Genomic DNA, 19,975 nt, shown 5'->3' with positions numbered 1-19,975 from the left:
AACGTCAAGTAAACGTAAGACTTTCAGCCGACCAGTCGTTGAAAGACGATGCTGCCGGGATAAAGCAGGATGGCGGCCGCCGCCAGTGCAATGCCATAGGGCACGCCGGTCTTGGTGTCGTGCAGCCGATCGATCCAGGTCACCTGCTTGAGCAGAAGCGGCAAGGGCCTACTGCGGACGGCGAGGAGGACCAGTGTCAGAGCGCCGCCGAGCAGCGAAGCGTAGAGCAGATAGGGCAGCAGGCCGGTCAGTCCGAACCACAGAGTGGTCGCGGCAATCAGCTTGGCGTCGCCTCCGCCTATCCAGCCGAGGGCGAAGAAGCCGATTGTGACGGCGAGAACAACCAGGGCTGTCGCAACGTGGACCCCGATGGTTTCAAGCGGCAACCCGGCGACGAGGGCGACGGGGAAGAAGCCGATTGCCACGAGAAGCACGAGCTTGTTCGTGATGCGCATGGTCAACAGATCTGAGGCTCCGGCGAAAGCCATCAGCATCGGAAAGATGAAAAGCGCTGCGATCGGGATGAAAGAGGGCATGGCGGGCCTGTGCGAAAAGCCGGCTGCCCGGCAGTGCTCAGTCTGACCATCTACGGTTAACAAAGCCCAAATGAGAGAGGGGACCCTTGCGGGTCCCCTCCGAAACTTGCGAGCCCCTTGGGACTATTACGGCGTGGTGGCAGCGGCTTCCGGGATTTCGACTTCGCCGATGCGGCTCGAGATACCGGTGAACAGCCCCGACAGGCTGTCGCCGAGAAGGGTTGCTGCTGCGATGATGCCGACGGCGATGAGCGCGGCAATCAGGCCGTACTCGATGGCGGTGGCACCAGACTCGTCATTCGCGAAACGAGCGAGAGTGTTCATTCTTGTTGGCTCCTTGCACACGTCATTCTGTGGCGCATCTCTTGATGCGTCGGCACCGTTCGACACGTCACACATCGAACATGAGCCGAACGCTAGTCGTGACCTCTTGAAATTGAGTTAATGAGAATTCGGCCGAAAGCCCCGGTTTACAAGGGCTTTCGGCATGCTGAGCAGACCGTTAATGCGGTCCGTAAAATTGATACACTGCTGACTTCAAGTATTCACCCCCCGTCACCCACTCCAAGACTAACCAGCACCCTGAGGCCATGGCGATCTGAGGTGGCGTTTGCGAATTATTCACCAATCCACGCAACACTCTCTTGGTGATAGAGTACGCGTTCAAGGTCGCCATGCCGCTCAATGCCAGACTAGCCGCAATCGCCGTCTCGCTCCTCATGGCCACCCCGGCGCTGGCCGAGACGGCTCCCGTGAGCGTCAACGTCAACATGGCGCGCATCCTCAGGATAAGTGCGCCGGCAGCGACGGTTATCATTGGAAACCCCGGCATCGCCGACGTCACGATCCAGGATCCGCAGACGCTCGTTCTCACCGGCAAGAGCTACGGCCAGACCAACCTCATCGTCCTTGACGGCGCGGGCAGCCCGATCGCCGACACGATGGTCGAGGTGGTGCAGGACCAGGCGGGTCTCGTTACCGTCTACATGGGGACAAGCCGTACCAGCCTTGCGTGTGAACCGGTATGCCAGCCGATCATCATGCTGGGCGACGACGCGGCATACTCGAGCGATACCATCGGCGCCTCGAAATCCATCGAGTCCGCCGCTCGCTAACCCGCCGTTAAGCACGCGTACCAAACGGCACAAATGGCGACTTCGCACTAACCATTCGATAGGTGCTTTGCGCTAGCGTGCCCCGGGCAATTGCTTGCTTTTGCGGGGCTCGATGCGCAAGCGCGCGACAGGACTGAAAGGGTTCATGCAGACCACGGTTCGCCGCGGCCGAGCCTTCTGTCGCGATGAGCGAGGCGCCACTCTCATCGAATTCGGTTTCCTCGCCATTCCCTTCTTCATGGTCATCGTGGCCATTCTGGAGACCGCACTGATTTTCCTGGCCGGCCAAATCCTCGACAGTGCGGTCAACGACTCCGCCCGCCTGGTCCGTACCGGTCAGGCCCAGACGCTGGAATGGAACGGCGACAACTTCCGGGGTGCAATCTGCGAGGGTCTTTATGGACTTTTCGACTGCAGCAACGGAGCCAACGAGCGCCTGCGCGTCAGCGTCGCCGTCGTGACCGATTTCAGCGCTGCAACGGTCGGCTATCCGCTCGAGATCGGGGACGAATGCGGCGAGGATGGGTGCGACTGGAAAATCAGCAGCGACTACGTGCCCGGCACCGGCGCGGACGTCGTGCTGGTCCGCGCATTCTACAAGTGGCCGACCATCGCCGACTTCTTCGGCATCAACTTCGCAACCCTGGCGGGCGGCGACCGCCTCCTTGGTGCCTCGCGCGTCTTCAGGAACGAGCCCTTCGGATGCAGCGATTGCTCCTGAAACACTGCCGTATCGGGACTTTCGCGCGCGACGACGGCGCCGTCGCGGCAGTGGAGTTTGCCCTCGTGGTCCCGTTGCTCCTCGCACTGTACCTGGGATCGGTGGAAGGCACGCAGATCTTCACCGCCGACCGCAAGGTGGCGGTGATCGCAAGTTCGATGGCGGACCTGGTCTCCCGCGAACGGGGTGAGATCGATCAATCCAGGCTCGACGACTACTTCATGGCAGCCGCGAACATCATCCAGCCGTTTTCCGCCGCCGGGCTTGGGCAGGTCGTTACCTTCATACAAGTCAACGACGACGGTGTGGCCACTGTCCGCTGGAGTTCCGCCAACGGATCGGGGGTGCCGCGCGTGGCAAACAGCCCCTTTCCGCTCGCCGCGACCACGGAGATGAGCCAGTTGGCCCGCAACGCCAATGGCTGGATAGTTGCCGCCGAGGTGACCTATCCGTATCAGCCGCTTGTCGGCTACATCATCAAGGAAACGCTCGACATCCGTCACACCGAGTACTTCCTGCCGCGCTTCCAGGAAGAGATCGTGCTCAACACCGGGACCTGAGCTTGTGGCCTTGGGGCCGGCATGGCATAGGCCGGGCTCCCTTCCCCCGACGAGGCCAGCTTCATGCACGACACCCTGATCCCAGTCTTCGATCTCGGCGGCGTATTCGTCGACTGGAACCCGATGTACCTGTTCCGCAAGCTCTTCGAGACGGAAGAGGAGGCGCAGTGGTTCTGGGACAATATCTGCACCAAGGACTGGAACCTCGAGTTCGACGCCGGCGACATCTTCGCCGAGGGCGTGGCCAAGCTGATCACCCGGTATCCGCGCTACTGGCGCGAGATCCAGGCCTTCGACCTGAGGTGGAAGGAAACGGTGGGCGAGTTCATCACCGGCACGTCGGACATTCATGACGAGCTGATCGCGCAGGACATCCCCACCTTCGCCATCACGAACTTCTCGTGGGAGAAATGGACGAGCTGCCTCGGCGAATGGCCGTTCCTCGAAAAGTTCGACGGCGTGGTGGTGTCGGGGCTCGAAGGGCTGGTAAAGCCCGACCCGCGGCTCTACCGCGTGTTCTGCGAGCGCTACGCGCTGGCGCCGGAGATGTGCGTGTTCATCGACGACAGCGAGCCGAACGTGATCTCGGCGCGCAAGTTCGGCATGAACGCCATCCATTTCACCGACCCCAAATCGCTCCGCAAGGAGCTGATCGGGCTCGGTCTGCCGCTCAAGAAGTAGCGCAAAATCGGGCCGGGCCGCCGCGCCGGCAGAAGTTCATGGAATTCCGTCGGTCCTGAGCACCAACAATGGCAACGCTTGGGGCCGAGTTCCAGCGCGGTCCGATGGCCTATTTCGTCCCGTACATCCGGTCGCCGGCATCGCCGAGGCCGGGGATGATATAGCCCTTCTCGTTCAGATGGCTGTCGATGGCCGCAGTGAAGATCGGCACGTCCGGATGCGCGGAAATGAACTTCTCGATGCCCTCGGGAGCGGCGAGCAGGCAGAGGAAGCGGATGTTGTTGGCACCGCGTTCCTTGAGCTTATCCACTGCCGCAATTGAGGAATTCGCCGTCGCCAGCATCGGGTCGACGACGATGATCAGCCGGTTGTCCAGCTCGGACGGCGCCTTGAAATAGTACTCCACCGGCTGCAGCGTCTCGTGGTCGCGGTAGATGCCGATATGGGCGACACGGGCGGCCGGGACGAGGTCGAGCATGCCGTCAAGCAAGCCGTTTCCGGCGCGCAGGATCGACGCGAAGACCAGCTTCTTGCCCTTGATGGTCGGGGCCTCCATGACCGTCATCGGCGTCTCGATGGGGATCATCTCGAGCTCGAGGTCGCGCGTCACCTCGTAGCACATGAGGTGCGCTATCTCCCTCAAAAGCCTGCGAAATCCGGCGATGGAGGTATCCTTGTCGCGCATGATGGTGAGCTTGTGCTGCACCATCGGGTGGTCGATCACCGTTACGCCGCGCATGAGGGGAACCCCGGAGCTAGAGGAAGGACTTGCCGTGCTTGCCGGGCGCGAGGCCGAGCCAGCGGGCTATGCTTTCTCCTATATCCGCAAAGGTCGGGCGGATGCCAATGGTTCCGGGGCCGAGCGTTGGGGAAAAGGCCAGAATCGGCACCTGCTCGCGCGTGTGGTCGGAGCCGCGCCACGATGGATCGTTGCCGTGGTCGGCGGTGAAGATCACGAGGTCGTCGGGCCGTAGCCTGCTGATCAGTTCGGGGATGCGCGCGTCGAACGTCTCGAGGGCCTGGGCGTATCCGGGGATGTCCCGGCGGTGGCCGTATTCCTGGTCGAAATCGACGAAGTTGACCATGATGAAGGCGCCGTCGGCGGCCATTTCCATGGCCTCGAGCGTACGGTCGAACAGGGCCATGTTGCCGGTGGCCTTCATCTTGTGGGTGACGCCGTGGCCCGCGTAGATGTCGGAGATCTTGCCCAGGGCATAGACCTGCCGGCCGGCGGTGTTGGCACGGTCGAGCAAGGTCGGCTCGGGAGGGGGGATAGCGAAGTCGCGGCGGTTGCCTGTGCGCTTGAAATTGCTGGCATTTTCGCCGACGAACGGGCGGGCGATGACGCGGCCGATGCGCAGCGGCGCGGTAAGTTCGAAGGCGGTTTCGCACAGGTGGTAGAGCCGCTCGAGGCCGAAATGGGTCTCGTGCGCCGCGATCTGGAAGACGCTGTCGATCGAGGTGTAGCAGATGGGCTTGCCGGTCCTGATCGACTCCTCGCCAAGCTCGGCGGTGATGGTCGTGCCGGAGGCGTGCCTGTCGCCGAGAATGCCAGGAATGCCTGATCTTTCAATGAGATGCGCGATGAGATCGGGCGGGAAGGTGGGCTCGGTCTGGGGGAAGTAACCCCAGTCGAACGGGACCGGGACACCCGCGATCTCCCAGTGGCCGGATGGGGTGTCCTTGCCCTTGGAGACCTCGCGGCCGACGCCGAAGCGGCCGCCCTGCGGCACCTCGGAGAGACCACGCGGCACTTCACCGGTGGAGAGCCTCGCTGCAGCGCCGAGGCCAAGCGCATCCAGATTCGGCAGTGAAATCTGATAGTTGGCGGCGATGTGGCCGAGCGTATTGGCGCCCTCGTCGCCATAGTCGGCCGCATCCGGCGCGCCGCCGATGCCGAAGCTGTCGAGGATGCAGAGGATGGCACGGGGCATCAGGGGGCTCCGATCCGGTCGGCAATGAGAGGGTGAGACGGGGCCGGCTGGTCCCCGATGGTGTAGGCGGCGAGCAGCCGATCGGTCGCATCCGCTGCCATTTCTTCCGTGCGTGCATGAACGCGGCACAACACAGTCTGAACGTCGGTTTTGGCCCCAAGTCCGAGCAATTGGTCGAATCCGACCGCATGATCGATGTTGTCCGTGGGGAGGCGTCGGCCGCCGCCGAGGGCGACGACGCCCATGCCGACTTCGCGGGTGTCGATGGCAGTGATGTAGCCCGTGGCAGGCGCGAGAATATCCCGCACGATCGGAGCCGGGGACAAATGATCGTCCATGCGGGAGACGAAATCGGTCGGCCCGCCGAGGCCCGCGACCATGCGCGAGAAGTGCTCCGTGGCGCGGCCACTGTCGAGGGCATGGTCCACAACGGCGCGCGCGTTGCCCTCGTGACCGGTCAGTTCGAGCGCGGCGGCGGCGAGCGACAGGGTCACTTCGCGCAGTCGTGCGTCCTGATGACGGCCGGTGAGAAAATCGACGGCGTTGCGGATCTCGAGGGCGTTGCCGGCGGCCGAGGCCAGCGGCTCGTTCATGTCGGTGATGAGGGCGGCCGTCTTGAGCCGGGCGCCGTTGGCGACCGAGACGAGGCTATCGGCCAGAGCCCGCGACTTCTCGCGCGTCGGCATGAAGGCACCTGACCCGGTCTTGACGTCGAGGATCAGGGCACCGAGGCCGGCAGCGAGCTTCTTGCTGAGAATGGACGCGGTGATCAGCGGAATGGACTCGACCGTGCCGGTGACGTCGCGGATGGCGTAGAGCACCTTGTCCGCGGGCGCGAGATCGGCGGTCTGGCCGATGATGGCGCAGCCCGCCTCCTTCACGACCTTGCGGAACAAGGCGTTGTCCGGGCTGGTGGTGTAGCCGGGGATGGAGTCGAACTTGTCGAGCGTGCCACCGGTATGCCCGAGGCCGCGGCCCGAGATCATGGGCACGTAGACGCCACAGGCGGCAAGGATCGGCGCCAGCATGAGCGAGGTGTTGTCCCCTACCCCGCCGGTCGAGTGCTTGTCGGCAACCGGACCATCGAGATCGGACCAATCGAGCACGGTGCCGCTGTCGCGCATGGCCTCGGTGAGCGCGACGCGCTCGGTGTTATCCATGTCGCGGAAGAACACGGCCATGGCGAAGGCAGCAGCCTGCGCATGACTGACCGTACCCTTGGCGAGTCCGTTGATGAAGGCCGAGATTTCACCGGCGGTGAGGGCAAGGCCATCGCGCTTGTTGGCGATGACTTCCTGGGGAAGAAAACTCATGGCGTCTTTTTGCGCCCTCAGGCGAAGAAACTCAAGTTTTCGAGGGGGATGCGCGGCTGCAGCGTTACTGTCGGGCACTTGACGCCAAGGGGGGCAAGACTGGCAAGTTGCACGACGCCAAGCTTCCCGAGGTCACATGTCCGATCGTCCCCTGCTCGTCATCGACGGCGACTCGTTTGCCCACCGCGCCTATCACGGCCTGCCCAAGACCATCCGGCGCAAGGGCGACAAGGGGGGTGGCGCGATCGTCGGCTTCGCCAACTACATGTTGCGGCTCTACGCCGACGCGCAGCCGCGCGCGGTGGTGGTGGGCTGGGATACGCTCGAGGTGCCCAACTGGCGGGCGCTCGAGCTCGAAGGCTACCAGGGCGGACGGGAGTTCGACGACGAGATCGTCGACCAGTTGAGCATCCTGCCCGAGTTCGTCGAGGCCTGCGGGTTCATCGTCGGCAAGGGCGCAAGGTTCGAGGCGGACGACTTCCTCGCAACGGCAGTGCGGCTCGAGGAGGCGCGCGGCGGTACGGCGCTGGTGGCGACGGGCGACCGTGACGCGTTCCAGCTCGCCTCGGAGCGCACGACGATCCTCCAGCCGGTGAAGGCCGGGGAGATCGCGCGGATCGGACCGGCAGAGGTGCGGGAGCGCTATGGCGTGGAGCCCGCGCAGGTGCCGGACTTCATCGCGCTGCGTGGTGACCCGTCGGACAAGATCCCCGGCGCCAGGGGCGTGGGGGCGACGACGGCGGCGAGCCTGTTGAAACGCTATCCCGACCTGGAGGCTATGCTGGGCGACGGCAAGTTCGAGCTGCAGGCCGAGGACCTGAGGCTCTACAAGCGCATCGCTACCATGGTGGCGGACGCCCCGCTGGGCGAGGTGCCGGATACGCCGCCGACCTGGGGCCGGGCGGCGGCGCTGGCGCGCGACTGGGAGCTCAAAGCGCTGAGCGAGCGGCTCGAGCAGCTGGCAAGGGCGACTTGATCGGGCCCGACGAGCTGCTGCGCGACGCGTTCAACGCCCGGGCAGTCCGGCGGGTTACGCTGTCTCTTCACCAGTATCGGCGGGGAGCAACGCGCCCTTGTCGTGCCGGGCCTGGCGCAGCGTATCGCGAGTGTTGGACAGCATGTCGCCGATAAAGCGGCGGACGATCGCCAGCTCTTCATCCGAGTAGGTGGCGATGACGCTGCGGTTCATGCGCATCACGTAGTCGCGCAGCTGCAGGAGGCCCGTTTCCTGAGTGGCCGGTCCGAGGGTGATCAGCACGCCGCGCCGGTCGGTGGGGTGCGGGTGACGCTCGATGAAGCGAGCGGCCTCGAGGCGGTTGAGCATGATGGCGGTGGCGCCGGTGGTGAGCCCCAGATGCTGCGAGATGGCCTTGGGCGTGGCCTTGCCGTCGGCCGAGCGCACGTAGAACAGGCACATCAGATCGGTGTGATTGATGCCGGCCCGCTCGGCGAGCCACCGATAGACATGGGTGACCTCGGAGGTCAGGTCCCGCAGCAGCTCATCCATCTGGGCAGTTCGTTCCACGTCTCATTCCTCACGCGCAATCTAGCTATGCAACATAGTATCTTTGTTGCAAAGTGAAATGGGCTATCCTAGATGTGATCAAACGGATGCAGCCAATGGAGCGGACTATGGCACAGGCACAGGCAACGATGGACGAGAAAGACGAGGCGAGCGCGGACAGGACCGCATTGCCCGCGATCGGGCGCGCTGCGCACGAGTCCAAAGTCGTGAGCATTCCGGTGGATCGCGTCGCGGAGCCGGCGCCTGCTCCCGCGCCTGCAACGCTCGAAGCGGACACGAGTGTCGTCTCGGAGGCGGCCGAGAAGCCGAACAAGAGCCGCAAGAAGGCAAAGCTCTTCGGCATAGGCCTGCTGGTGGCGCTGGGCGCGATGGTGGCGTGGTATCCACTGTCGGACCATTATGCGCCGTTCGCATCGGGCGGCTCGATCACCGCCGAGGTGGCCCAGGTGGCGCCGCGCGTCGCCGGGCCGGTGAAGCGCGTGCTGATATCAGACAATGCCGCGGTGAAAGCCGGGCAGCCACTGTTCGAGATCGACGACACGACGTTCCACATGGACGTCGCGCAGGCCAAGGGGCAGCTCGACCAGGCGCTCAACAACGTAACATCCGGTGTTGCGGCCATTCCCGCTGCGGAAGCCAAGCTGGCGCAGGCCGAGGTGGCGCTGACCAACGCAAAGCAGGAGCTCGACCGCTCGACGCAGCTGCAGGCCAAGGGCCTGCTGTCAAAGGCGAAGCTCGACACCGCCAATGCCAACGCACAGACCGCAGAGCTCAACGTCGAAGCCGCCAAGGCCGAGGTCAAGCGCGTAAAGGCCTCGGCCAGCACCGCTGACGCCAGCAACCCCAATGTGCGTGCGGCGCAGGCGGCGGTCGACAAGGCCGAGTTCGCGCTCGCCAACACCACGGTGGTGGCGCCTGCCGACGGCTATGTCTCGAACCTGTCGCTGGCCGAGGGGCAGTTCGTTGCCGCCGGCACGCCCGCGCTGACCTTCATCAACCCGGCGACGCAGATGGTGATCGCCGACCTGCGCGAGAACCAGCTGGTCAACGTCAAAGCCGGTGACAAGGCCCTGGTGATGTTCGAAGCCGCTCCTGGCAAGAAGTTCGAGGCGACCGTCGACAGCATCGCCTGGGGCATCAATAGCGGCCGCACCACGGCCAATGGCCTCGCGCAGTCGTCCAACGACACCCGCTGGTTCCCGCCGGCGCGCAAGATCCCGGTGCGCGTCACCATCGACGACATGAGCGCCCTGCCGGCCAACGTGCGGCTCGGCTCGGAAGCAAGCGTGCTGATCGTGCCCAAGGACGGGATCGTGCCGGCGATCGCGCGCGGCCTGATAAGCGTCGGCGGGCTGCTGTCGGGCTTCAACTAGGAGCGCCATCGCATGGAAGAGCTCACCCGAGTCGACCCAAATGAAGACCCCTACCTGGCGCTCCGCACGGCGTTGTCTGTGGCGCTCTGCGTGATCCTTGCCGATCCGCTGGGCGTCACGCAGCCGATGATGCCGGTGGTGCTGGGGATGAGCCTGATGTCGAACCAGCGCGGCGCGCTCAACGTGCGCTCGTTCATGGGCCCGATCATGCTGCCGGTGATGGCGTTCGTGTTCAGCTGGCTGGCCGCCGCAACGGTGAGCGAGCCGATGCTGTTCGTGACCGTCAACGTGGTGCTGGCGGCGGCGGGCATCGCGCTGATGCTGTTCAGGGGCTCGCGCATGGGCATCATGCTGACGGTGTTTCCCGCCATGATGTCGATGTCGGTGCTCTACAGCGACCAGGCGCTGGTGGCGATCCGCGACAGCATGGCGATGGGCGGGCTGATCGTCGGCGGGACCGCGGTGGTGCTCAACATCCTGTTCCCGCCGCAGACCAAGCGGGTGCATTTCGAGCAGACGAGGCCGCTGGAGACCGAGAGCCCAATTGCCGAGCTGCTGATCCGGCTCGCCGTCTATGTACCGATCATGCTCGCGACCTATGCGACGGGCGACATGAACCTCTTGATCGTGCCCATCATGCTGGCCTTCATCTGCGCCGAGCCGGATCGCGGCGGGCGGCTGCAGCAGCTGATCGACCGTGGCGGCGGCACCATCGTCGGCGCGGCGGTGGCGGTAGCGGCCATGGCGGTCTACTACGTGGTGCCGCAGTTCCCGGTGCTCGTCGCGCTGATCGCGATCATCACCTTCTTCCTCATCGAAAAGAAGACGACCGGGGCCAGTCGGCCGCTCTACTACCAGTACATCTGCTCGGTGGCGCTGGTGATGCTGCTGTCCTCGACGTTCGGGGCGCGCGATGCGTTCGAAGTGGTAGTGCAGCGCGTGGTGCTGACCAGTGGGGCGATGGTCGGCGCGATTGCGCTGCTGGCACTGCTGGAGGCGATCTTCATTCCGCGCAAGGGGATCACCGCGGCTCCTGCCGGTGCAGCCTGAGCCCGCCCTCTGTCCCCTCCCCCTAAGAATGGGGGAGGGAGACCCTCACACGAACGCCGGCGCCAAGGAATTCGCTACAGCCGCGACTCAAGCTCCGTAGGGAATCCAGACGTTTTTGACCTGCGTGGCGCGGCGGAGGAAGTAGTCGCCTTCGAACTTCGCCTTGTCGGCGAGGTCGTAGTAGAGGCCGCGGCTGGTCCAGGTTTGCTTGACGTTGCCGGCGGAGGCTTTCTCGACCATGGCGGAGGTTTCGGCGTCGCCGGCGAACCAGATGGCGTCGATGCCGTCGTGTTCGGCGAGGGTCTTGGCCAGGACCTTGCTCTCGCCGGTGACGATGTTGAGGACACCGGAGGGCACGTCGGAGGTTTCGAGGACCTGGTAGAAATCGGTCATCGACAGCGGCGACTTTTCGGACGGCACCAGCACCACGGTGTTGCCCATGGCGAGGGCCGGGGCGATCAGCGCGATGGAGCCGAGCAGCGGGCGCGACGGCGGGGCGAGGATGGCCATCGCGCCGATGGCCTCGACCATGGCGGTCGCGATCATGCGCTGCGGCGGGTTGTGCACGGCGCCATCGTACTTGTCGGCCCAGCCGGCGAAGGCGAAGAGGCGCTCGACGGAGGCTGCGACTTCGGCGGCGCCGTCCTCGCCGGTCTGCGCCTTGATGCGGGCGGCGAACTCGTCGGCGCGGTATTCGAGGTTCTCGGCGAGGAAGTAGAGGATCTGCGCGCGGTTGTGGGCCGAGGTGGTGGCCCAGCCGAGGGCGGCGCGGGCGGCTTCGACGGCGTTGCGGATGTCCTTGCGGTTGCCGTCGCCGACTTCGCCGACGAGCGTACCGGTGGGGCCGTAGACCGGGCGGGAATAGCCGGAGTCCGGGCGGGCCTGCTTGCCGCCAATGTACATCTTGGCGGTCTGGTCGATGCCGCCGGCGTCATCGAGCGGGTTTGCTGACTTGGCTGCCTTGGCCGTCGCGGCGACGAAGGGTTTTAGCTCCTTCTCCCACTTCGGCTTGAGGTAGCTCGCCATGCCTTCCTTGCCGCCTTCGCGGCCGAAACCGCTCTCCTTATAGCCGCCGAAGCCGACGGCGGCGTCGAAGTTGTTGGTGGAGTTGATCCACACGACGCCGGCTTTCAGCTTGGGCGCGATGTCCAGCGCGAGGTTGAGGTTCTCGCTCCACACGGTGGCGGCGAGGCCGTAGCGGGTGTTGTTGGCGAGCGCCACCGCTTCCTCGGGGGTGCGGAAGCTCATTTCGACCAGCACCGGCCCGAAGATCTCTTCGTTGGCGACAGTGTTGGCGGTCGAGACGCCGGTGATCAGCGTCGGCTTCAAGAAGCAGCCGCCGCCCGGGATATCGATATCGGGCTCGTAGAGCTGGCCGCCCTCGGCGACGCCCTTCTTGACCAGATCCTTGACGCGCTCGACCTGCACCGGGGCGACGAGGGCGCCTATATCCACCGCCTTGTCCAAGGGATCGCCGACGCGGAGGGTCGACATGCGCTTCTTCAGCTTTTCGAGGAAGCGTTCCTCGATCGATTCCTGGACGAGGAGGCGCGAGCCGGCGCAGCAGACCTGGCCCTGGTTGAACCAGATGGCGTCGACGAGGCCTTCGATGGCCGAGTCCATGTCGGCGTCGTCGAAGACGATGTAGGGCGACTTGCCGCCGAGCTCGAGCGACAGGCCCTTGCCGGTGCCGGCGGTGGCACGGCGGATGATCTTTCCCACCTCGGTCGAGCCGGTGAAGGCGATCTTGTCGATATCGGGGTGGTTGGTGATGGCGGCGCCGGTGTCGCCCTCGCCGGTGACGATGTTGACGACGCCCTTGGGCAGGTGCGCCTTCTCGCAGATTTCAGCGAAGAGCAGCGCGGTGAGCGAGGTGAACTCGGCCGGCTTCAGCACCACGGTGTTACCGGCGGCGAGGGCCGGGGCGATCTTCCAGGCCAGCATCAGCAGTGGAAAATTCCACGGGATGATCTGGCCGCAGACGCCGTAGGGCACGTGGTCGGGGAACTCGCGCTCGAGGTGCTGGGCCCAGCCGGCGTGGTGGTAGAAATGCCTGATGACCAGCGGGATATCGACGTCGCGGCTCTCGCGGATCGGCTTGCCATTGTCCATCGTCTCGAGCACGGCGAACAGGCGGGAGTGCTTCTGGATCAGGCGGGCGATGGCATAGAGGTACTTGCCGCGCTGGTAACCCGAGAGGGCAGCCCAGGGTTTTGCGGCGGCGCGGGCGGCCTTCACCGCGGCATCGACGTCGGCGGCGGTGCCATTGGTGACCTGGGCGAGGACCTTGCCGTTGGCGGGGTTCTCGCTGGGGAAGGTCTTGCCGGGCTTGGTCCAGGCGCCGTTGATGAAATGGCCGAAGGTGTTGTCGTGCGCGGCGAGCCATGCCAGCGCCACATCGGCGGACTCGGGTGCCGGGCCGTAGTCGAGGGAGGTGAAGATTTCGGCGATTTTGTTCATGGGTTCCTCCTTCGATGGATCGGGGCCCAGCCCCTCACCCGTCTCGGCCTTCGGCCGATCCACCCTCTCCCCGACGGGGAGAGGAATACCCGACTGCGCAGTCGGCGCTCTGTTCTTCTCCCCGTCGGGGAGAAGGTGGCGCGTAGCGCCGGATGAGGGGCGCTGCCCCTACACCATCGGCATCCGGTAGTCCGCCGCGTAGTGCCCGGTCAGCGTGTGCTCCAGCTGGCGCTCGATGTCGGTGAGCAGCGAGCTCGCGCCGAAGCGGAACAGGTGCGGCTGGAGCCAGTGGGTGCCGAGCTCTTCCTTCATCAGCGCCATGTAGTCGAGCGAGAGCTTGGCCGTGGCGATGCCGCCGGCGGGCTTGTAGCCGATTTCGATGCCGGTTTCCTCGTGGAACCAGCGGATCATGCGGACCATCGCCAGCGAGGTCTGGAGGTTGGCGTTGACCTTTTCCTTGCCGGTCGAGGTCTTGATGAAGTCGGCGCCGGCCAGCATGCAGACCAGCGAGGCCTTGGCGACATTGGTCTGGGTGGCCAACTCGCCTGTGCCGAGGATGGTCTTGATGTGGGCGTCGCCGCAGGCCTTCCGCATGGCGCGGACTTCGTCATAGAGCGCCTGCCAGTCGCCGCGCAGCACCATGCCGCGCTCGATGACGATGTCGATCTCGTTGGCGCCATCGGCGACCGAGGCTTCGATCTCGGCAAGGCGGGTCGAGAGCGGCGCGAGGCCGTGGGGGAAGCCGGTCGACACCGCAGCGACGTTGATGCCGGTGCCCTTCAGCGCATCGACGGCAGTCTTGACGAAGGAGTGGTAGACGCAGACGGCAGCGGGCTTGATGTCGAGCTCGGTGGCGCCGAGACCTTCGAGGATATCCTGGCGCACCGGGTGGCGGGCCTTGGCGCAGAGGCGCTCGACGCGGCCGGGGGTGTCGTCGGAATTGAGCGTCGTCAGGTCCATCAGGGTGATGGCCTTGAGCAGCCAGGCGGCCTGCCAATCCTTCTTCACGGTACGGCGGGCAGGCAGCGTCGCGGCGCGGCGTTCGAGCGCCGAGCGGTTCATGCGGACGCGTTCGACCCAATCGAGATCGAGCGGGAAGCCGGGATTGCGGCGATGTGAGGCAGCGGCCGAAGCAGCGGGCTCCTGCGCCTTGACGACGGCAGGCTTGCCCCCTGCAGGTTGATCGACGACTCGCAGTTCCATATGGCCTCCTTGCCGCCTCCCGTTAGGCGGTTTTTGCGGCACTTTGTCGACTGCCATTATCGGCCCAAAAACTCGGGTCCGAAAGAGTGCGGGAGCAGTTGGGCGATGGTCTGCTCGAGCGGCGTGCCGTCGATGCCGTGCGAGACGACGACGACATCCTGGTCGGCGAACTCGCGGATGCGCTGGCGGCAGCCGCCGCAAGGGGTGACGGGCGTGGTGCCCGGCCCGGTGGTGTAGACGCGCTTGATGCGGCGGGCGCCACCGGCGAGCATGGCGGCGATGGCCGAGGGCTCGGCGCAATTGCCGACCGGATAGGCGGCGTTCTCGACGTTGCAGCCGACATAGATCTTGCCGTCGTCGGCGAGAATGGCCGTGCCGACGTGGAAGTTCGAGTAGGGCGCATAGGCCTTGACGCGCACGGCTTCGGCGGCGGCGAGGAGTTCGGCGTCTTTAGGGTGTGGCATGGTCGATCTTCTGCTGCGGGCCTCGATGTTGCCACCCCCACGGAGCGGCACCTCCCCCTCGACGGGGGAGGTTGGGAGGGGGTGAGCGGTGAGCACCGTGGCGCCGTGCACCCCCTCCGAGCTGCGCTAGTTCGCTCTGCTCACAAGCTGCGCTTGCCTCCACCGTCGAGGGGGAGGTGGGGGCCGGTGCTTGTTGCTGGATCGAGCCCAAGCTACCGCTCCTTGGTATACGCCACGCCACCGGCCTTGGGGCCGACGGCCTTGCCGATGAAGCCGGCGAGCAGGATCACCGTCAGCAGGTAGGGCAGCGCCTGGATGGCCTGCACCGGCACGTCGATGCCGAAGATTTCGGCGCCCTGCAGGCGGATCTGCAGCGCATCGAGGAAGCCGAACAGCAGGCAGGTGAACATGGCCGGGACCGGCTTCCACTTGGCGAAGATCAGCGCGGCGAGCGCGATGAAGCCCTTGCCGGCGGTCATGTTGTTGCCGAAGCCGGAACCCTGGGCGATCGAGAAGAACGCGCCGGCGAGGCCGCAGAGCAGCCCGGTGATCAGCACGGCCTGGTAGCGCAGCTTGGTGACCGAGATGCCGGCGGTGTCGACGGCCTTGGGGTTCTCGCCGACGGCGCGGAGGCGGAGGCCAAAGCGGGTGCGATAAAGCACCCACCAGGTGATCGGCACGGCGAGGAAGGCGACGTAAACCAGGATGTTGTGGCCCGAGATCAGCTCGGAATAGATCTGGCCGATGACCGGAACGCCCGAGAGCTCGTTGGCGAAAGGCAAAGTGATGTTCTGGAAGCGTCCGTCGGTGGTGAGCTGCGGGGTGCGGCCGCCCTGCCCGAACCACTGGATGCCGAGGAAGGTGGTGAGGCCGGCCGCCAGCATGTTGATGGCGACACCGGCGATCAACTGGTTGCCGCGCAGCGTGATGGCGGCGGCGCCCTGGAGGCTCGCGGTGGTGATGGAGACCGCGACGCCCGCGAGCAGCCCGAGCCAGACATTGGCAGTGACCGCGGCGACGGCGGCAGCAGCGAAGGCCGAGGCCAGCATCTTGCCTTCGAGACCGATGTCGAACACGCCGGCACGTTCGGAATAGAGGCCGGCCAGACAGGCGAGCAGCAGCGGCGTCGACAGACGGAGGGTTGCGTCGAGGGTGGAGAGGATGATGCCGAGATCCATGGCTCAGCCCCCCGACTTGACGCTGTTGGCTTCGATGGCGCCGGCCTTCTGGCGCGGCGACAGGGCCATGAAGATGCGCTGCAGGCCGGGCCGGAACAGCCCTTCCATGGCGCCGGTGAAGAGAATGACCAACGCCTGGATGACGACGACCATTTCCTTGGAGAGCCCCGGGATGACGTATTGCAGCTCGTTGCCGCCCTGGTAGAGCGCGCCGAACAGGATGGCGGCCAAGAGGATGCCGACGGGATGGTTGCGGCCCATCAGCGCCACGGCGATGCCGACGAAGCCGGCGTCGGCGACGTAATCGAGCACGAGACGGTACTGCACGCCGAACACCTGATTGACCGCCACCATGCCGGCGAGTGCGCCCGACATGGTCATGACGATCATGATGATCCTGCTGTTGGACATGCCGGCATAGCGGGTGGCGGTCGGGTTCTGGCCCAGCGCGCGCATGGCGAAGCCGAAGCGGGTGTGCCAGATCAGGAAGTAGGCGCCGACGAGGCAGATGAGCGCCAGGATCAGCGTGAAGTTGACGTCGGTGTTCTTGAACCAGGGGATGAAGGCGCCGAGCTTCGGCATGCGGCCCTCAGGGGCGATCATCGCGGATTCCGGGGCGAGGATGCCGGCTGGCTTCAGCACGTTCACCACCATGTAGACCATGATCGCCGCGGCGATGAAGTTGAACATGATGGTGGTGATGACGACGTGCGAACCGCGCTTGGCCTGCAGCCAGCCCGGGATGAAGCCCCAGAGCCCGCCTACCGCGGCTCCGGCCACGATGGCGATCGGGAAGGTGATCCACCACGGCAGGAACTGCAGAGGCAGCGCGACTGCGATGACGCCGAGGCCAGCGATATAGGCCTGGCCGTTGCCGCCGATGTTGAACAGCCCGGCATGCGCGGCGACCGCCACGGCAAGGCCGGTGAACATGAAATTGGTGGAGTAATAAAGCGTGTAGCCGATGTTGTAGCCGTTGCCGAAGGCGCCGGTGACGATGGCATTCAGCGCCGCCAGCGGATCCTGCCCGATGGCGAGGACGACGAGGCCGGAGACGACAAAGGCCAGCGCCAGGTTGAGCAACGGCAACAGGACCACATCGGCCCAGCGCGGCAGCGGCTTGAGGAGGGCGGAGCTCATGGCATCTTTCCTTCGGCCGCTTCGCGCGCCGGGGGTGCCTTCTTGTCGGTGACGCCGGCCATCATCAGGCCGAGTTCGCGTTCGGTGGCCGTGGCAGGATCTGCCTCACCAACAATGTGGCCGTCGAACATCACGAGGATGCGGTCGGCGAGCGAGCGGATTTCGTCGAGCTCGACCGAGACGACGAGGATCGCCTTGCCGGCATCGCGCATCTTGATGATCTGGTTGTGGATGAACTCGATGGCGCCGATGTCGACGCCGCGGGTCGGCTGGCCGACGATCAGCACGTCGGGGTTGCGCTCCATCTCGCGAGCCAGAACGATCTTCTGCTGGTTGCCGCCCGAGAACAGCGCGGTCTTCAGCCGCTCGTTGGCCGGGCGGATATCGAACTTCTTGATGCGCTCGCGGGCCTGGGCCTGCGCCGCCGGGATATCGAGGATCACGCCCTTGCCGTAGGCCGGGTCGTCCTCATAGCCGAGCATGGCGTTTTCCCACTCCTCGAAGCCGGTGATCAGGCCCATGCGCTGCCGGTCCTCCGGCACGTGGGCGAGGCCAGCCTTGCGGGCACGGTGGGCTCCGTCGTCGCCTTCGAGCGACAGCGGCGTGCCCTTCAAACGGACGGTGCCACTCGACTGGTCGCGCATGCCGGAGATGGATTCGAGCAGCTCGGACTGGCCATTGCCGGCAACGCCGGCGATGCCGACGATCTCGCCGGCGCGCACGGTGAAGCTCACATCCTTGACGCGGGTGACGCCAAGATCGTCCTTCACGACGAGGTTCTCGACCGAGAGGAACGTGTCGCCCGGCCTGGCCGGCGTCTTGTGGACGCGCAGCAGCACGCGGCGGCCGACCATCAGCTCGGCGAGCTGCTCGGGATTGGTCTCGGAGGTCTTGAGCGTATCCACCATGGCGCCCTGGCGCATGACCGACACGTAGTCGGTGATGGCCATGATCTCGCGCAGCTTGTGGGTGATGAGGATGATGGTCTTGCCCTGGTCGCGCAGCACGCGGAGGACGCGGAACAGATCGTCGGCCTCTGCCGGGGTGAGCACGCCCGTGGGCTCGTCGAGGATCAGCACGTCGGCGCCGCGATAGAGCGCCTTCAGGATTTCGACGCGCTGCTGGGTGCCGACCGAGACGTCCTCGATGATGGCGTCGGGATCGACCTCGAGATTGTATTCCTTCTCTAGGCGGGTCAGTTCCTTGCGCGCGCGGTCGAGGCTGGGGCCGAGCATGGCGCTATCCTCGGCGCCGAGCACGACGTTCTCGAGGATGGAGAAATTGTCGACCAGCATGAAGTGCTGGTGAACCATGCCGATACCGAGCGCCAGCGCGTGGCGGGAATCGGTGATGGCGTGGGGCGTGCCGCCGACGCGGATTTCGCCCGAGTCCGCAGTGTAGAAGCCATAGAGGATGGACATCAGCGTCGACTTGCCAGCGCCGTTCTCGCCGACGATGCCATGCACCGTGCCGCGACGGACCTTGAGGTCGATGTCCTTGTTGGCATGCACGGCGCCGAAGCGCTTGTTGATGCCGATCAGCTCGATGGCAAGATCAGATGCCGCGGCCGAAGATGCAACGGCCCCTTGGGGCCGCTGCTGGAGATTGTCGCCGTTCTGCACGGGGTCGGTCACGCTTGGACCTTACGGGCAGGTGTTGTCGACGGTGTAGTCGTGGACGGTGATCGCGCCCGACTGGATCTCTGCCGAGAACTTGTCGACCGCGGTCTTGATGTCCTCGGTGATCAGCGCCTGGTTGTGCTCGTCGAGGGCATAGCCGACGCCGTTTTCCTTGAGGCCGAGCACGGTGAGGCCGGGCTTGAAGTTCGCGTCGGTGAGCGAGTTCTGAACGGCGACGTCGACGCGCTTCAGCATCGAGGTCAGGACCGAGCCGGGGTGCAGGTAGTTCTGGTTGCTGTCGACGCCGATCGAGAACTTGCCCGCGTCGGCAGCGGCCTGCAGCACGCCGAGGCCCGAGCCGCCGGCGGCGGCGAAGACCACGTCGGCGCCAGCGTCGAACTGCGCCTTGGTCAGCTCACCGGCGGTAACCGGGTCGTTCCAGGCGGCCGGCGTGGTGCCGGTGTAGTTCTCGATGACCTTGACGTTCGGGTTGGCGGCCTTCGCGCCCTGGGCGTAGCCGCAGTAGAACTTGTGGATGATCGGCACGTCCATGCCGCCCACGAAGCCCACGGTGCCGGTCTGCGACTTCAGCGCGGCGATGGCGCCGACGAGGAACGAACCGGTGTGCTCGTCGAAGATGATCGACTGCACGTTGGGCGCGTCGACCACGGCGTCGATGACGACGAAGTGGGTGTCCGGGAACTCGGCGGCGACGGTGCCGAGCGCAGTGCCCCACGAGAAGCCGGCCATCACGATCGGGTTTGCGCCCTGCGAGGCGAAGCGGCGGAGCGCCTGCTCGCGCTGCGCGTCGTTCTGCAGCTCGAGATCGGTGAAGGTGCCACCGGTTTCCTTCTTCCAGGCCTCGGCGCCGTTGTAGGCCGCTTCGTTGAAGGATTTGTCGAACTTGCCGCCGAGATCATAGATGACGGCCGGGTCGGCGAAGGCAGCGCCGGCGACGAGCACCGATGCGGCGACGCCAGCGGCGAGAGCACCGAGGTGCTTGCTGATGAAGTTCATTGAGGTTGTCTCCCTGTTCCGCACCGGCAACGGCAACCGCCGCCCTGACAGCCCGGCACGTTGGCCGGAATACAATCGTGCAAAAC

20 protein-coding genes are annotated in these 19,975 nt (G+C 65.4%); 7 read left to right on the top strand and 13 right to left on the bottom strand.

Annotated features, from left to right (window positions below):
- Positions 1 to 23: 23 nt before the first annotated feature.
- Positions 24 to 536: an A24 family peptidase gene (locus PRN20_RS05720; RefSeq protein WP_273956178.1), complete on the bottom strand. Its 513-nt coding sequence runs from the start codon at positions 534 to 536 to the stop codon at positions 24 to 26.
- Between the two features lie 126 nt (positions 537 to 662).
- Entirely contained in the window at positions 663 to 860 is a 198-nt protein-coding gene (locus PRN20_RS05715) for a Flp family type IVb pilin (RefSeq protein ID WP_273956175.1), read from the bottom strand.
- Between the two features lie 323 nt (positions 861 to 1,183).
- On the opposite strand from PRN20_RS05715, the gene PRN20_RS05710 reads away from it, so the two are divergent.
- From PRN20_RS05710 to PRN20_RS05695, 4 genes are all read left to right on the top strand, one after another.
- On the top strand, positions 1,184 to 1,651 hold the full coding sequence (locus PRN20_RS05710; protein ID WP_273956783.1) for a pilus assembly protein N-terminal domain-containing protein: 468 nt from the start codon (positions 1,184 to 1,186) through the stop codon (positions 1,649 to 1,651).
- 112 nt (positions 1,652 to 1,763) lie between these two features.
- Entirely contained in the window at positions 1,764 to 2,372 is a 609-nt protein-coding gene (locus tag PRN20_RS05705; protein WP_273956171.1) for a TadE/TadG family type IV pilus assembly protein, read from the top strand.
- On the top strand, positions 2,354 to 2,932 hold the full coding sequence (locus PRN20_RS05700) for a TadE/TadG family type IV pilus assembly protein (protein ID WP_273956169.1): 579 nt from the start codon (positions 2,354 to 2,356) through the stop codon (positions 2,930 to 2,932). The genes PRN20_RS05705 and PRN20_RS05700 overlap by 19 nt, the downstream gene beginning before the upstream one ends.
- A 63-nt stretch (positions 2,933 to 2,995) precedes the next feature.
- Complete coding sequence (locus PRN20_RS05695; RefSeq protein WP_273956167.1) at positions 2,996 to 3,613, top strand: HAD family hydrolase; 618 nt, start codon at positions 2,996 to 2,998, stop codon at positions 3,611 to 3,613.
- Between the two features lie 109 nt (positions 3,614 to 3,722).
- Here the strand turns inward: PRN20_RS05695 and upp are convergent, their stop codons facing one another.
- Genes upp through deoA form a run of 3 tightly spaced genes read right to left on the bottom strand, consistent with a single transcriptional unit; the run spans position 3,723 to position 6,860 of the window.
- On the bottom strand, positions 3,723 to 4,352 hold the full coding sequence (gene upp, locus PRN20_RS05690; RefSeq protein ID WP_273956165.1) for a uracil phosphoribosyltransferase: 630 nt from the start codon (positions 4,350 to 4,352) through the stop codon (positions 3,723 to 3,725).
- Between the two features lie 16 nt (positions 4,353 to 4,368).
- Positions 4,369 to 5,547: a phosphopentomutase gene (locus PRN20_RS05685; protein ID WP_273956164.1), complete on the bottom strand. Its 1,179-nt coding sequence runs from the start codon at positions 5,545 to 5,547 to the stop codon at positions 4,369 to 4,371.
- Positions 5,547 to 6,860 carry a thymidine phosphorylase gene (gene deoA / locus PRN20_RS05680; RefSeq protein WP_273956160.1) on the bottom strand — a complete coding sequence of 438 codons (1,314 nt, stop codon included), beginning with the start codon at positions 6,858 to 6,860 and terminating at the stop codon, positions 5,547 to 5,549. Before deoA ends, PRN20_RS05685 begins: the two co-directional genes overlap by 1 nt.
- Before the next feature lie 136 nt (positions 6,861 to 6,996).
- Between deoA and PRN20_RS05675 the strand changes: the two genes are divergently transcribed.
- On the top strand, positions 6,997 to 7,836 hold the full coding sequence (locus tag PRN20_RS05675) for a 5'-3' exonuclease (RefSeq protein WP_273956158.1): 840 nt from the start codon (positions 6,997 to 6,999) through the stop codon (positions 7,834 to 7,836).
- A 54-nt stretch (positions 7,837 to 7,890) separates the two neighbouring features.
- Here the strand turns inward: PRN20_RS05675 and PRN20_RS05670 are convergent, their stop codons facing one another.
- A complete protein-coding gene (locus PRN20_RS05670; RefSeq protein WP_273956155.1) occupies positions 7,891 to 8,385 on the bottom strand; it encodes a MarR family winged helix-turn-helix transcriptional regulator in 495 nt (164 codons plus the stop codon).
- 107 nt (positions 8,386 to 8,492) lie between these two features.
- On the opposite strand from PRN20_RS05670, the gene PRN20_RS05665 reads away from it, so the two are divergent.
- Positions 8,493 to 9,758: an HlyD family secretion protein gene (locus PRN20_RS05665; protein ID WP_273956154.1), complete on the top strand. Its 1,266-nt coding sequence runs from the start codon at positions 8,493 to 8,495 to the stop codon at positions 9,756 to 9,758.
- A 12-nt stretch (positions 9,759 to 9,770) separates the two neighbouring features.
- The gene (locus tag PRN20_RS05660) at positions 9,771 to 10,808 is read left to right on the top strand and encodes an FUSC family protein (RefSeq protein ID WP_273956152.1); all 1,038 of its coding nucleotides are present in this window, start codon (positions 9,771 to 9,773) and stop codon (positions 10,806 to 10,808) included.
- Between the two features lie 87 nt (positions 10,809 to 10,895).
- Here PRN20_RS05660 and PRN20_RS05655 read toward each other — a convergent pair whose 3' ends face one another.
- The 7 genes from PRN20_RS05655 to PRN20_RS05625 form a co-directional block, all read right to left on the bottom strand.
- Positions 10,896 to 13,268 (bottom strand): aldehyde dehydrogenase family protein, encoded by a 2,373-nt coding sequence (locus PRN20_RS05655; RefSeq protein ID WP_273956149.1) that lies wholly within the window; start codon positions 13,266 to 13,268, stop codon positions 10,896 to 10,898.
- Between the two features lie 168 nt (positions 13,269 to 13,436).
- Positions 13,437 to 14,471 carry a deoxyribose-phosphate aldolase gene (gene deoC, locus PRN20_RS05650; protein ID WP_273956146.1) on the bottom strand — a complete coding sequence of 345 codons (1,035 nt, stop codon included), beginning with the start codon at positions 14,469 to 14,471 and terminating at the stop codon, positions 13,437 to 13,439.
- 56 nt (positions 14,472 to 14,527) lie between these two features.
- Positions 14,528 to 14,935 carry a cytidine deaminase gene (locus PRN20_RS05645; RefSeq protein WP_273956145.1) on the bottom strand — a complete coding sequence of 136 codons (408 nt, stop codon included), beginning with the start codon at positions 14,933 to 14,935 and terminating at the stop codon, positions 14,528 to 14,530.
- A 212-nt stretch (positions 14,936 to 15,147) separates the two neighbouring features.
- Entirely contained in the window at positions 15,148 to 16,113 is a 966-nt protein-coding gene (locus PRN20_RS05640; protein WP_273956142.1) for an ABC transporter permease, read from the bottom strand.
- Positions 16,114 to 16,116: 3 nt separating this feature from the next.
- Positions 16,117 to 17,253, bottom strand: coding sequence for an ABC transporter permease (locus PRN20_RS05635; protein WP_273956140.1), 1,137 nt, complete (start codon positions 17,251 to 17,253; stop codon positions 16,117 to 16,119).
- The gene (locus tag PRN20_RS05630) at positions 17,250 to 18,800 is read right to left on the bottom strand and encodes an ABC transporter ATP-binding protein (RefSeq protein ID WP_273956782.1); all 1,551 of its coding nucleotides are present in this window, start codon (positions 18,798 to 18,800) and stop codon (positions 17,250 to 17,252) included. The genes PRN20_RS05635 and PRN20_RS05630 overlap by 4 nt, the downstream gene beginning before the upstream one ends.
- 96 nt (positions 18,801 to 18,896) lie before the next feature.
- The gene (locus PRN20_RS05625; RefSeq protein WP_273956138.1) at positions 18,897 to 19,889 is read right to left on the bottom strand and encodes a BMP family lipoprotein; all 993 of its coding nucleotides are present in this window, start codon (positions 19,887 to 19,889) and stop codon (positions 18,897 to 18,899) included.
- Positions 19,890 to 19,975: the final 86 nt, after the last annotated feature.

The organism is Devosia sp. ZB163, assembly GCF_028613635.1.
Classification (GTDB): Bacteria; Pseudomonadota; Alphaproteobacteria; order Rhizobiales; family Devosiaceae; genus Devosia_A.
This window is presented reverse-complemented; position numbering and strand designations above follow the sequence as displayed.

Coding starts and splice junctions, on each gene's coding strand:
- PRN20_RS05720 (WP_273956178.1), bottom strand. CDS start 536: ATGCCCTCTTTCATCCCGATCGCAGCGCTTTTCATCTTTCCGATGCTG.
- PRN20_RS05715 (WP_273956175.1), bottom strand. CDS start 860: ATGAACACTCTCGCTCGTTTCGCGAATGACGAGTCTGGTGCCACCGCC.
- PRN20_RS05705 (WP_273956171.1), top strand. CDS start 1,764: ATGCGCAAGCGCGCGACAGGACTGAAAGGGTTCATGCAGACCACGGTT.
- PRN20_RS05700 (WP_273956169.1), top strand. CDS start 2,354: ATGCAGCGATTGCTCCTGAAACACTGCCGTATCGGGACTTTCGCGCGC.
- PRN20_RS05695 (WP_273956167.1), top strand. CDS start 2,996: ATGCACGACACCCTGATCCCAGTCTTCGATCTCGGCGGCGTATTCGTC.
- upp (WP_273956165.1), bottom strand. CDS start 4,352: ATGCGCGGCGTAACGGTGATCGACCACCCGATGGTGCAGCACAAGCTC.
- PRN20_RS05685 (WP_273956164.1), bottom strand. CDS start 5,547: ATGCCCCGTGCCATCCTCTGCATCCTCGACAGCTTCGGCATCGGCGGC.
- deoA (WP_273956160.1), bottom strand. CDS start 6,860: ATGAGTTTTCTTCCCCAGGAAGTCATCGCCAACAAGCGCGATGGCCTT.
- PRN20_RS05675 (WP_273956158.1), top strand. CDS start 6,997: ATGTCCGATCGTCCCCTGCTCGTCATCGACGGCGACTCGTTTGCCCAC.
- PRN20_RS05665 (WP_273956154.1), top strand. CDS start 8,493: ATGGCACAGGCACAGGCAACGATGGACGAGAAAGACGAGGCGAGCGCG.
- PRN20_RS05660 (WP_273956152.1), top strand. CDS start 9,771: ATGGAAGAGCTCACCCGAGTCGACCCAAATGAAGACCCCTACCTGGCG.
- PRN20_RS05655 (WP_273956149.1), bottom strand. CDS start 13,268: ATGAACAAAATCGCCGAAATCTTCACCTCCCTCGACTACGGCCCGGCA.
- deoC (WP_273956146.1), bottom strand. CDS start 14,471: ATGGAACTGCGAGTCGTCGATCAACCTGCAGGGGGCAAGCCTGCCGTC.
- PRN20_RS05645 (WP_273956145.1), bottom strand. CDS start 14,935: ATGCCACACCCTAAAGACGCCGAACTCCTCGCCGCCGCCGAAGCCGTG.
- PRN20_RS05640 (WP_273956142.1), bottom strand. CDS start 16,113: ATGGATCTCGGCATCATCCTCTCCACCCTCGACGCAACCCTCCGTCTG.
- PRN20_RS05635 (WP_273956140.1), bottom strand. CDS start 17,253: ATGAGCTCCGCCCTCCTCAAGCCGCTGCCGCGCTGGGCCGATGTGGTC.
- PRN20_RS05625 (WP_273956138.1), bottom strand. CDS start 19,889: ATGAACTTCATCAGCAAGCACCTCGGTGCTCTCGCCGCTGGCGTCGCC.